The following is an 11883-nucleotide window of genomic DNA, read 5'->3' as shown; positions in this document are numbered from 1 at the left end:
GTCCTGTCGGACAGGCGCGGTTACCCGTTCTCTGCGCTGTCTCACATCCACCGGCCCGGAACTCCTGATCATGCCGGTCGCGGCCGGGCGGTGGGGGGCGCAGAGGTGTCAGCCGCCGTAGGCGGGGGATGCCCGGCCGGCAGGTTCGCGGCCCGCCGTGGGTGGGTCGCGGGTCGGACCGACTCCGTGAGGAAGCGCCAGATGACCGACGGGCCGCGGGACGCCGCAGCGGACGGCCGCGCGCCCGCGACCGGTCTCCCGGCGCGCTGGGACCGCCTGCTCGGCCACGCCGGCGACCTCGTCGCCCGGGTGCCCGAGCGCTGGCGGTACGTGCTCGCCGTGTTCGTCGGCGCGAAGGTCGTCCTCAGCCTGGTCGGGGTGATCGCCCTGGCCGCCTGGGACGGGGCGCCCGCCGCGCCCCCGGCGGACGAGATCAACACGCGCCTCGACCAGACGGAGATCTCGCCGCACCGCTGGATCTCGATGTGGTTCGCCTGGGACGCGCTGATCTACGACGGCCTGAGCCGGCAGCCGCTCACCGGCGAGTGGAAGGGGGGCTTCGGCTTCCCGCTGCTCTACCCGTTCCTGGCCCGGGTGGTGGCGGTCCCGCTGGGCGGTAACACCGCCCTGGCGCTGCTGCTGATCAGCAACGTCGCGTTCCTGCTGCTGCTCTACTACGCCCTGCGGCTGGGCGAGACGCTGCTCGGCGACGACGCCGCGGCGCGCCGGTTCACCCGCTACCTGGTGCTGCTGCCCACCGCGTTCCTGTTCCAGGCGGCGCTGACCGAGTCGCTGTTCCTCTGCCTGGCGCTGGCCACCTTCCACTACGCCGAGCGGGGGCGGTGGGTGACGGTGGGGGTGGTGGGCTACTTCCTCGGGCTCAGCCGTTCGGTGGGCTTCCTGGTGGTCGTGCCGTTGGCTCTGGTGCTGCTGCGCCAGCACCGTTACCGGCTCGACCCGCGCAGTCTCTGGACGTACGTCCGCACCGGCTGGCCGTTGCTGCTGATCCCGGCCGGCTGGCTCACCTTCATGGCGTTCTGCCGGTGGAAGGGCGGGGACTGGTTCGCCTACAAGCACGCCCAGGAGAAGGGCTGGGGCATCGTCGTGCAGAATCCGCTGCCGGTGATCCGGAACGGCCTCACCGGCGACCACCGGGACGCCGTACGGGTCTGGTTCGCCGTGGCCGTGCTGGCGGTGGTGGTCGCCGGCTTCCGCCGGCTCGGGCTGCCCTACTTCGTCTACGCGGTGCTGATGGTGCTCGCGCCGCTGTCGATGGGGCCGCCGGTGTACAAGAGCCTGCTGCGCTACCTGATCGCCGCGTTCCCGGTCGGCCTGGTCCTGGCCCGGTGGGCCAGGAACGCCACGGCCGACGCCTGGCTGAGCGCCTCGCTGGGGCTGGTGCAGGGCGCGCTGTTCGTGGTGTGGCTCGCCTACTGGACGCACTTCATCATCTGAACCGGCGAGGGGCCCGACCGAGGCCCCTCGCCGGGCACCCGTCAGCTCGGCACGTAGTCGAACTCGTCCGGGTTGGGGCCCTGCCGGCCGGCCTCGCCCCGGTCCAGCCCGCTGATCCGCTCCATCGCCGCGTCGTCCAGCGCGAAGTCGAAGATCTGGAAGTTCTCCGCGATCCGCTGCGGGGTGATCGACTTCGGAAAGACGATGTCGCCGCGCTGCACGTGCCAGCGCAGCACCACCTGGGCCGGGGTACGGCCGACCTCGTCGGCGACGTCGACCACGGTCGGGTCGTCGAGCACCTTGCCCTGGGCGATCGGCGACCACGCCTGGGTGAGGATGTTGTGCTGCCGGTCGTATGCGCGCACCTCCTCGTTGCCGAAGTACGGGTGCACCTCGATCTGGTTGACCGCGGGCACCACGTCCGCCTCGGCGGCGAGCCGCTCCAGGTGCGGCACCTGGAAGTTCGACACGCCGATCGAGGTGGCCCGGCCGTCGCGCTGGAACTCCTCCAGCACCTTCCAGGTGGAGACGAAGTCGCCGTCGTAGAGGGTGGGCAGCGGCCAGTGGATCAGGAACAGGTCGATGTAGTCCATCTTCAGCGCGGACAGCGTCGACTCGAACGCGCGGCGGGCGTCCTCCGGCCGGTGGAACGCGTTGTTGAGCTTGCTGGTCACGAAGACCTCGCGGCGGTCCAGGCCGGAGGTGCGGACCGCCTCGCCGACCTCGGCCTCGTTGCCGTACATCTCGGCGGTGTCGATGTGCCGGTAGCCGATCTCCAGCGCCCGGCCCACGGCCTCGACGGTGTCCTTCGGCTCGATCTGGAAGACCCCGAAGCCGAGCTGCGGGATCGTGTTGCCGTCGTTGAGGGGGATGTTGGGAATCGTGTTCGCCATCCGGCTCTCTCTCCCATCGTCAGGGGCACCCGGCCGGCCGCCGGAAGCGCTTCCACGGCGTCCGCCGCAGTGGTGCCACCAGCCTGTCCTACCCGGTCGGGCCGCTCCCTCACTCCGCCCGTCCGGGTGATCTGTGACAACCCCGGTCCTCGGGCCACACCGCTCAGTCGGCCGTGGCGTCGAACAGCACCGGCCAGGGCCGGGCCGACGGTGCCACCGCGGCCGGCGGCGCGGGCTCGACAGTGGCCAGCACCTCGGCCGCGAACTGGCCGAACATCGGTGCCGCGGGGTGCGGCGCGCGGTCCGGCCAGGCCGCCGCCGTCCGCTTCACCAGCGGTCGCCCGGCCAGCGGGCGCCAGGCGATCCGGGGCTCCCGGCGAGCCAGCGACTCCGGCTCCAGGGCCACCGCGCCGCCCGCCAGCAGCAGACCGAAGATGAACTCCGGATTGCGGGCCGGCCGCACCCGGCCCGGGGTGAAGCCGTGCCGGCGGCAGACGTTCAGCACGTGGTCGTACCAGCCGGGAGCGGTGGACCGGGGCGCGGCGACGAGGTCCAGCCCGGCCAGGTCGGCCAGCGCCACCTCGCGCGGCCGGGCCAGCGGCGACGCCCGGGGCAGCAGCACCCCCACCGGTACGGTCACCGGCGGGCCGAAGCGCAACCCGTCCGGCTCCTCCGGATACTGCAGCAGCCCGGCGTCCAGCCGCCGCTCGGCGAGCATCCGCACCTGCTCGGCGCTGGTCAGCTCGTGCAGGTCGACGTCGAGCCCCGGCGCCGCGGCGGCCAGCCGGTCCAGCAGGGCCCGCAGCGTCACCGCCGGCGTCTCCGGCGGCACACCGGCCCGGAACACGCCCAGCGCGCCGTCGCGGACCTGACGCATCAGGTGGCGTACCCGGAGCTCGCCGGCCAGCAGCTCCTCGGCGTCGCCGAGCAGCAGCTGCCCGGCGGTGGTCAGCCGCACCTGCCGCCGGGACCGGTCGAACAGTTCCACCGCCAGCTCGCGCTCCAGGCGCTGGATCGACTGGCTCAGCGGCGGCTGTGCCATGCCCAGCGCCTCGGCCGCCCGGCCGAAGTGCAGCTCGCGGGCGACCACCACGAAGTGCCGCAGGTGGCGGAGCAGGTCCACGCCCGGACCCTACGGCAGCCACCGGTTACCGTGCCGGGGTGGCAGCGGAGCAGCGCGTCGAGGAGATCTTCGCCCGGGCCGGCATCACCGGCAGCCTGCACGTCGTAGGCGTGGACGGTCCGGCCGGGCGGGAGGTCGCCGTGCGGGCGGACGAGCAGACCCCGATCGCCTCGGTGTTCAAGATCCTGCTGGTGCTGGAGTTCGCCCGGCAGGTCGCCGCCGGGCAGCTCGACGCGAGCGAGCGGGTGCTGGTCCGGGCCGACGACCGGCTCGGCGGGTGGGGGGTGGCCGGCTGCGCCGACGACGTCGAGGTGTCCCTGCGGGACCTCGCGTACTTCGCCATGTCGGTCAGCGACAACACCGCCGCCGACCTGCTGCTGCGCCGGGTCGGCGCGGACGTGCTGCCGATGCTCGCCGCCGAGCTGGACCTGCCGCGTACCCGGATCCTCGGTGGACCGAGGCAGCTGGTGGAGCTGATGCTCGCGGACGTGGGCGCCCGCACCGAGGCGGACTTCGCCCGGATCTTCCCGACCCTGCCCGAGGAGCGGGTCCGGGCGATGCGGGTCTTCGACCCCGCGCACACCACGTCGAGCACGCCCCGGGAGATCACCCGGCTGCTCGGCCTGATCTGGCGGGACGAGGCGGGCCCCGCCCCGGCCTGCGCCACCGTCCGGGAGCTGATGTCGCGGCAGCTCTTCTGGACCCGGCTGGCCTCCGGTTTCCCGGCGGGGGTACGCGTCGCCGCGAAGACCGGCACCCTGCCGGGGCTGCACCTGGAAGCCGGGGTCGCCGAGTACCCGGACGGCAGCCGGTACGCGCTGGCGGTCTTCGCCCGCACCGACCGCCTCGCCACCCGCCGGATCGACGTCGACCTGGCCATGGGGGAGGCCGCCCGGACGGCGGTGGAGGCCTTGCGGGCGGCCTGACTTTTCCGCACACCGACCCGCCACGTCGGCGGCGGTGAGCTGGACCGATATCGCTCCGGATATCGCCCACGCCGGCCTTCGATCTTGGACGTGGCGGCGGGCGCGGTGGTGGGGTGGGAACCGACCGCGCACACCGCAGACGGGGAGGATCCACCATGTCCGCACGCCCGCTAGACCGCCGCCGATTCCTGCGCACCACCGCCGCCGGGGCCGCCGTGGTGACCGCCGGCGGACTCGCCACCGGGACGCCGGCGCAGGCCGCACCGACCGCCGCCGCCGGCCGCGCCCGCCAGGGCGCGGTGAGCTTCCGCTGGTGGGGCACCTCCGGCTGGCGGATCGACATCGGCGACCGCACCGTCCTGGTCGACCCGTACCTGAGCCGCTACGACACCGGGCTGTTCCGCGGCGCCTTCGACCCGGCCACCCCGCTGACCGTCGACACCGCCGTCGTCGACTCCCTCGTGGACCGGGCCAGCACCGTGCTGGTCACCCACACCCACTGGGACCACTACAACGACGTGCCGCACATCGCGAAGAAGACCGGCGCCCGGGTCTTCGGCACGCTGACCGCGTACCACCTCGGGCTGGCGTACGGGCTGCCGGCGAGCCAGCTCAGCCCGGTCAAGGGCGGGGAGGTGCTCGACTTCGGCGACCACACCGTCGAGGTGGTCAGCTCGCTGCACAGCCGCAACGCCGGCTGGTCGATGGCCTTCCCCGGCGTACGGGTCAGCCAGCCGACCCGGCCCGCCACCATCGCCGACCTGCCGGAGGGGGACACACTGGCGTACCAGGTGCGCGTCGACGGCGGTCCGTCGGTGTTCTTCATGGGTGCCAGCGACTTCGCCGAGCGCAACCTCACCGGGCTCGCCCCGGACGTGGCGATGGTGGCGTTGCAGTCCACCACCGCGACCGCCGACTACGTGCCCCGGCTGATGGCCGCCCTGGACCACCCGAAGGTCGTGGTGCCGGTGCACTGGGACAACTTCGAGACCCCGCTGGCCAACCCGCCGGTCGTCGGCCCCGCCGACCGGCGGCGCCTCGACGACCTGGTCGCCGCCGTCCGCCGGGCCTCGCCCCGCACCCGCGTGCTGGTGCCGGAGTACGGGACGGCGTACCACTTCTGAGCGGGGACGCGGCGGGGCCGGGATCGCGAGGATCCCGGCCCCACCGGCGCACGCCCGGGTCACTTGGCGAGCGGCTGGCCCTGCTTGTCCTTGAAGGAGCCGATCAGGATCATGATGAAGTCGATCAGGGTCCAGATCCCGAGGCCACCGAAGGTGACCAGCTGGAGGACGCCGGTGCCGACCTTGCCGACGTAGAAGCGGTGCACGCCGAGGAAACCGACGAAGAAGCAGAGCAGCAGCGCGACGACCCAGGACTTCTGGGTGCCGACGGTAACGGGAGCGGTCACTGCGGTCCTTTCTCAGGTGAGATAGCCGCGGGAGCGTATCGAGGGGCACCGACCCGAGGCAAGATCGTAAAATCGCCGATCAGCCGGACGGACGAGCGGTTCCGGGCCGATATGGTGGCTCGGCCGCTCCGGTCAGGACGCGGTCAGGTCCCGCAGGGCCCGCACCGACTTCCAGTTGCGGGTCGTGGCCACCACACCGAGCTGCTTCTCCAGGTAGGCGTTGGTGAACTTCGACCGGCCGTACCCGCCGTCGGGGAAGTGCAGGTGGACCTCCCGACCGGCCACGGTGAACTCGACATTCTCGTTACCGGGCACGGTCAGCGCCGCGACCTTCGCCTTCGTCGGCGCCGTGGCCAGGAAGGCGACCAGCAACCGGGTCGGGTCGTCCTGCCGGCCGGCGTACGGGCTGCCGTCGACCACCGCCGCCAGCTCCGCGCCGCTGCGGACCAGCACCGGCACGGTCAACCCCAGCTCGCCGGCGAGCACCTGCTCGATGCCCTTCGCCAGCCGGGCGGCGTCGGTGGAGGTACTGCCGAACACGACGTTGCCCGACTGGAGGTAGGTCTTCACGTCGGCGTGCCCGAGGTCGGCGACCAGACGGCGCAGGTCGGCCATGGACAGCCGGGTGGAGCCGACGTTGACGCCGCGCAGCAGCCCCGCGTACCGGATCATGCCGGCTCCCCGGCGGTGCTCAGGTGCCGGTCGAAGAAGGCGACGATGCGGCGCCGGGCCTGGGTCGCCGACGGCTCGTGCGGCCCGCCACCGACCCGGGCCACCACCTGCTGCATCCGGGGCAGCTCGCCCGGCCGGTGGTGGTTGAGGAAGCCGTGCCGCGCCTGCGGGTAGACGGTGACCTCGTGCGGGACCTCATTGGCGGTCAGCGCCGACTCCAGTCTGGCCGGGGCCGACCGGAGGCTGACGTCCTTTCCGCCGAAACTGCCGATCACCGGGCACGCCTCGGCCAGCAGCCGTTCGGCGTCCCTCGGTACCTGCCCGTAGTTGATGCTCGCGGCGGCGAACCCGTGCCCGGGCGCGAGTTGCAGAGCGAAGCCGCCGCCCATGCAGAAGCCGATGACCCCGACCCGGCCGGTGCAGTCCGGCCGTCCGGCGAGCCAGGCGCGGGTCGCGTCCAGCTCGTCGAACGCGCGGCCGGTGCCGCTGAGCAGCGCGCGGAAGGTCGCGCGCACGCAGCGGCCCCGCTTGTCCCACGAGTAGAGGTCCGGGGCCACCGCCAGGAAACCCGCGCCCGCCAGCCAGTCCGCCTGACGGCGGACATCCGGCGTCAGGCCGAAGGCGTCGTGGACGACGACCACGCCGGGCCGCGGCCGGTCACCCTCCGGTTCGCTCAGGTACGCGGGCAGCGTCCCCGGAGCGGTCGGGATCTCCACGTCGGCCACGGAGCCTCCTCACCTGTCGACGTCCGGTACCGCCCAGCCTAGGCAGACCGTCCACTCACGTGAAGGCGCGAAGCGCCCGGGCGCCGGGTCTCCTTCAGAGTCGGCGGATGGCGGCGGAGTCCAGCCGGAAGCCGACCGTCCGGTCGACCAGCCGGTCCACCAGGTCGGCCTTGCGCAGCCCGGCCACCCCGCGCAACCCGATCCGGGCGGCCAGCGCCCGCAGGTCCTTCGTCGGCCAGGACGTCAGGTACGCCGTACCCTCCGCCCGGCTGGTCATCGCGGTCAGCGCCGGCACCGCCGCGTCCAGGCCGGCCGTCGGCGGGGGCGCCGGCGGCCGGACGGCGACGGTCGGCGCGACGGGCACCACGGCCAGCCGGGCGCGGCCCTCGGTCAACGCCGCGACGTCGGCGGCCGGCAGGTCGGCCAGCAGCTCGGCGACCCGCGCCAGCAGCGCGGCGGCGCGCACGCCGTCGGTCACGCCGCCACCTCCGCCGGCTGCAGGTGCGCGATGAACTCGGTGGTGATCTGGCGCAGCTCCTCCTGCACGGCCGCCGAGGTCACCCGGTGCCGCAGCACCGCCGGAACGCCGCGCGGGGTGTTGGCGGCGAAGAGGGTGACGTTCTCCCGCAGCACGGTGGGGAAGACGGGCAGGCCGAGCGCGCGCACCTGGTCCATGTAGCCCTGATGGGCGGCGATCGGCCGCTGCGCCATCAGCTGGATCATCGTGAAGACCACCCCGGCGATGCCGGGGGCCACCTTGTGGTGGCGGCGGATGGTGGCGAACCGCCGCGAGTCCGCGTTGTAGCGGTCGACCAGTTCCCGGACGTTTCCGCAGAGGTAGTCGATGCCGAGGGTGGACAGGTAGTCGGCCTTCGCGGGGATGAGCAGGTGGTCGCTGGCGATGATGGCGGACTGGGTGACCACGTTGAAGTTCGGCGGGCAGTCGATCAGCACCAGGTCGTAGCCGCCCAGCGCCTCGTCGTGCAGCCCTTCGGCGAGCGAGCCGCGCACCCGGAACAGCTCCGCGTCGTACTCGTCGCCGTCGGCCACGCCCCGGGCCAGCGCCAGGTCAATGTCGGTGAGACCGAGGTGCGAGGCGATCAGGTCGAGCCGCCCGGCGCCGGTGAGGTGGGCGTTGGCCGGACCGGGAGAGACGACCAGCTCGCCCAAGGTCACCGCCGGGGTGTCGCCGCGCAGCCCGTCGTACCAGCGCTTGACGGTACGCCCGTCGCGCAGCCGCTCCCGCCAGTCGTCCGGGTCGTAGAAGCTGAAGGTCAGGCTGGTCTGCGGATCGAGGTCGATCAGCAGCACCTTCATCCCCCGGTTGGCCAGCTCCGCCCCGAGATTGGCGGTCAGGGTGGTCTTGCCCACCCCGCCCTTGTAATTGATAACGGACACCACGTACACCGATGGCACCTCCCCAGTGGAGGGAACCGTAGCGGGCGGCGCCCGGCGGCGGGAGCCCGGGAAGGGCCCCGGGCGGAGGTACGTGGCCCCGACCCGGGCGGGGACGGCGATCACGACGGCGGGGGACTACCGTGCCAGGATGCGCGCCCTACGCCCCGTCGCCGGCCTGCTCATCGCGGCCACCGCCGTGGTGCTCTGGGCGGTCGGCATGACCGTCCTGCAACCGCTGACCGAGCCGATCGGGCCGTGGCCGGAACGGTTGGCGGGCAACAACACTTACTGGGCGCGCGACGTCCGCTTCCTCGCCATTCTGCTGGTCGTCCTCGGGTTGGTGCTGGCCGGCGGGGGCGACCGCCGGTGGACCCACCCCGCGCTGGTGCTCGGCGCCGGGGCGGTGGTGGCGGACGTGCTGCTCGACCGGGCCGACGTCACCGGCGTCCCGGCGACCGTGCTGCTGGTGGCCGGCGGTTGGGCGGCGGTCGGCCTGCTCGCCGCGTTCCTGGTCCGCCGGCACGGGCGACCCGGCCGGCCGGTCCACTGGCAGCACCGCCGCGCTCTGGGCATGGCGGCGGCCGTCGCCGCGACGCTGGTCGTGGTGGCCGGCGCGCTGCAGTCGCCCACCGACCGGGAGCCCGAGCTCACCCCGGCCTGCCTCGCCGCCGCGGCGCTGTCGCTCGCCACGTCGCTGGGCTGCGCACTCGCCGCCGCCCCCGCACCCGGCCGGGAGCGCCGGTGGTGGGCGCTCGGCCTCGCGCTGGCCGGCGCGGCCGGCCTGGCCGTCGGCCGGCTTCTCCCACCCGGTCACCGCTGGTGGCCAGTCCTCGCCCTCGGGGTGGTCCTGCTGACCGGTACGACGCTGCTGTCCTGGGACCGCCCAGGCGGCCGTCCGCCGTGGCGGCGGCACGCCATGGCCGGCGTCGCGATGCTCCTCGGCCTGCCGGCCGTGGGCCTGCTGGCGCTGCTGGCCCAGGCCGCCCTGCCGGTGGGCGCCGTGCTCACCGCCCGGGCGGGCAACATCGCGGTCGACGCCAGGGACACCGACGCGCTCTGGTCACTGGCCGGCCTGCTCACCGGCCTGGTGCTGGGGCTGCTGCTGGCCTGGCCCAACGCCCTCGGGCACCCGGCCGGAGGTCAGCCCCGGCCGGAGGCACCGCCCGGGCCGGAGGGGCCGCCGGGACCGGACGGGCCGCCGGGACCGGACGGGCCGCGCCGGGCCAGCGCCGAGCGGCGGTAGCCGTACAGGGCGTAGACGACCGCGCCGATCACGAACCAGACCGCGAACCGCAGCCAGGTCTCCGGGGCCAGGAAAGTGATCAGCCAGACCGAGAAGAGCGCGCCGATCGCCGGCACCACCGGCATGCCCGGCAGCCGGAACGTGCGCGGCGCCTCCGGGCGGCGGTAGCGCAGCACGATCACCGCGATGCAGACCACCACGAAGGCCAGCAGGATGCCGATGTTGGTCAGCTCCGCCGCCTCCCGGATCGGCAGGAAGCCCGCGATCAGCGCGGAGCCCGCCCCGACGATCCAGGTGACCCGGGTCGGCACCCGACGCACCGGGTGCACCTTGGCGAACCACGCCGGCAGCAGTCCGTCCCGGCTCATCGAGAACCACACCCGGGTCACCCCGAGCATGAAGGTGAACATCACGGTGAGGATGCCGATGATCGCGCCGACGGCGATCACGCTGGCCAGGCCGGAGAGGCCCACCGAGGCGAACGCCGAGGAGAAGCCGCTCTCCGGGTCGATCTCCCGGTAGTTCTGCATGCCGGTGAGCACCAGCGTGGCCAGGACGTACAGCACCATCGAGATGAGCAGCGAGTAGATGATCGCCTTGGGCATGTGCCGGCGGGCGTCCCGGGACTCCTCGGCGGCGGTGCTCATCGCGTCGTAGCCGAAGACGGCGAAGAAGACGGTGGCCGCGCCGGTGAACGCCCCGCTGATGCCGAACGGGAAGAACGGCGAGTAGTTCGCCGTCCGGATGTGGAAGAAGCCGACCACGATGACCAGCAGCACCACGGCGACCTTCAGCCCGACCACGAACGTCTCGAAGCGGGCCGCCGTCTTGATGCCCAGGGTGAGCAGGAACGCGATGAACAGGCAGAGCACCACGGCGAACAGGTCGACCACGTGCCCGTCGCCGGTGCCCGGCGCGCCGAGCATCCAGGCCGGCAGGTCGAGGCCCAGTTCGCCGAGGAGGAAGCCGAAGTAGCCGGAGATGCCGATCGCGACCACGGCCACGATCGCGGTGTACTCCAGCAACAGGTCCCAGCCGATGAACCAGCCCACCGCCTCGCCGAGCACCACGTAGCCGTAGGTGTAGGCCGAGCCGGCCTTCGGGATCATGCCGGCGAACTCCGCGTACGACAGCGCGGCCGCCGCGCTGGCCAGGCCGGCGATCAGGAACGACACCAGCACGGCCGGGCCGGCGGTCTCGCTGGCGACCGCCCCGGCCAGGGCGAAGATGCCGGCGCCGATGATGCCGCCGATGCCGATCGCGGTGAGCTGCCACAGCCCCAGCGAGCGGGACAGCTGCTCAGTCGTGTCGGCGATCTCCTCGACCGGCTTGCGGCGGAAGATGCCGGTGCCGTTGCCTGCGGAGGTCATCGTCGTCCCCTTCACCCTCAGTGTCGAGTCCCGCCGAGGGACGTACGCCCCAACGACGCGACCCGGGCCCCGGTCACTCGACGACCGGAAGCACGACCTCGTTGCGGCGCAGGAACCAGGGCTTCCACGGTGGGTCGAAGCGGGCGTACCGGATCGCGCCGGTGGGGCTCAGCCCCGCCGCGGTGACCGCCCGGCCCAGCGCGGTTGCCCGCTGTTCGAACGCCTTCTCGCTCCACCGGCCGGAGAACCGCATGGCGGCGGCGAGCTGTGCGGGGATCTCCCGGACGGTGATCCGGGGATCCTCCGGTTCGGGCGCGGTGGCGGCGGTGAGCGCGGCCGGCAGCACGAAGCGCACCACCCAGCAGTCGGGTCGCTCACCCTCCTCCTGCACCACCGGCGCCGTCCGCGCGATCTGCTCGGAGCCGGCGGACTCCTGCACCACCGGGGCGGTCATGCCGACCTTCCGGCGGGACCGGTTCGCCCCGGAGATGTACGCGGCCAGCGGCCGGAACCCGGCGTTGCCCGCCTCGAGGAACGACCCGTCGACGCGCAGCTCGGCGACCAGGTGGCCGGGGTACCGGCGCAGCTCGAAACCGGGGTGCCTGGCCACCACCCGGTACGGCTGCTGCTCGGTCATGGGCCACGCTCCCGGCCGTCAGGGCTCCTC

13 protein-coding genes are annotated in these 11883 nt (G+C 73.4%); 4 read left to right on the top strand and 9 right to left on the bottom strand.

From position 1 onward, the window contains the following. Positions 1-201 precede the first annotated feature (201 nt). Positions 202-1455 carry a hypothetical protein gene (locus FHX75_RS11075; protein ID WP_246157944.1) on the top strand — a complete coding sequence of 418 codons (1254 nt, stop codon included), beginning with the start codon at positions 202-204 and terminating at the stop codon, positions 1453-1455. Positions 1456-1496: 41 nt separating this feature from the next. Here FHX75_RS11075 and FHX75_RS11070 read toward each other — a convergent pair whose 3' ends face one another. Further along, on the bottom strand, positions 1497-2348 hold the full coding sequence (locus tag FHX75_RS11070; protein ID WP_154939089.1) for an aldo/keto reductase: 852 nt from the start codon (positions 2346-2348) through the stop codon (positions 1497-1499). 163 nt (positions 2349-2511) lie between these two features. After that, complete coding sequence (locus tag FHX75_RS11065) at positions 2512-3471, bottom strand: LysR family transcriptional regulator (protein WP_154939087.1); 960 nt, start codon at positions 3469-3471, stop codon at positions 2512-2514. 38 nt (positions 3472-3509) lie between these two features. Between FHX75_RS11065 and FHX75_RS11060 the strand changes: the two genes are divergently transcribed. Next, positions 3510-4397 (top strand): serine hydrolase, encoded by an 888-nt coding sequence (locus FHX75_RS11060; RefSeq protein WP_154939085.1) that lies wholly within the window; start codon positions 3510-3512, stop codon positions 4395-4397. Positions 4398-4552: 155 nt separating this feature from the next. Beyond that, positions 4553-5521, top strand: coding sequence for an MBL fold metallo-hydrolase (locus tag FHX75_RS11055; RefSeq protein ID WP_154939083.1), 969 nt, complete (start codon positions 4553-4555; stop codon positions 5519-5521). 59 nt (positions 5522-5580) lie between these two features. Here FHX75_RS11055 and FHX75_RS11050 read toward each other — a convergent pair whose 3' ends face one another. The 5 genes from FHX75_RS11050 to FHX75_RS11030 form a co-directional block, all read right to left on the bottom strand. Continuing rightward, entirely contained in the window at positions 5581-5808 is a 228-nt protein-coding gene (locus FHX75_RS11050) for a TM2 domain-containing protein (RefSeq protein WP_154939081.1), read from the bottom strand. A 132-nt stretch (positions 5809-5940) separates the two neighbouring features. Next, complete coding sequence (locus tag FHX75_RS11045; RefSeq protein ID WP_154939079.1) at positions 5941-6480, bottom strand: DUF1697 domain-containing protein; 540 nt, start codon at positions 6478-6480, stop codon at positions 5941-5943. After that, positions 6477-7205 carry a dienelactone hydrolase family protein gene (locus tag FHX75_RS11040; protein ID WP_154939077.1) on the bottom strand — a complete coding sequence of 243 codons (729 nt, stop codon included), beginning with the start codon at positions 7203-7205 and terminating at the stop codon, positions 6477-6479. Before FHX75_RS11040 ends, FHX75_RS11045 begins: the two co-directional genes overlap by 4 nt. Positions 7206-7299: 94 nt before the next feature. After that, entirely contained in the window at positions 7300-7683 is a 384-nt protein-coding gene (locus tag FHX75_RS11035; protein ID WP_154939075.1) for a hypothetical protein, read from the bottom strand. Beyond that, positions 7680-8603, bottom strand: coding sequence for a ParA family protein (locus FHX75_RS11030; protein ID WP_170285351.1), 924 nt, complete (start codon positions 8601-8603; stop codon positions 7680-7682). Before FHX75_RS11030 ends, FHX75_RS11035 begins: the two co-directional genes overlap by 4 nt. A 148-nt stretch (positions 8604-8751) precedes the next feature. On the opposite strand from FHX75_RS11030, the gene FHX75_RS11025 reads away from it, so the two are divergent. Next, on the top strand, positions 8752-9846 hold the full coding sequence (locus tag FHX75_RS11025; protein ID WP_154939071.1) for a hypothetical protein: 1095 nt from the start codon (positions 8752-8754) through the stop codon (positions 9844-9846). On the opposite strand, the gene FHX75_RS11020 is transcribed toward FHX75_RS11025, so the two are convergent. Next, positions 9744-11216, bottom strand: a complete 1473-nt coding sequence (locus tag FHX75_RS11020) for an amino acid permease (protein ID WP_154939069.1) — start codon at positions 11214-11216, stop codon at positions 9744-9746. The genes FHX75_RS11025 and FHX75_RS11020 overlap by 103 nt on opposite strands. 73 nt (positions 11217-11289) lie before the next feature. Next, positions 11290-11853, bottom strand: coding sequence for an SOUL family heme-binding protein (locus FHX75_RS11015; RefSeq protein WP_154939067.1), 564 nt, complete (start codon positions 11851-11853; stop codon positions 11290-11292). Positions 11854-11883: the final 30 nt, after the last annotated feature.

The organism is Micromonospora palomenae, assembly GCF_007829925.1.
GTDB classification, from domain to species: Bacteria; Actinomycetota; Actinomycetes; order Mycobacteriales; family Micromonosporaceae; genus Micromonospora; species Micromonospora purpureochromogenes.
The sequence above is the reverse complement of the archived record's forward strand: the minus strand, read 5'-3'. Positions and strand labels throughout refer to the sequence as shown.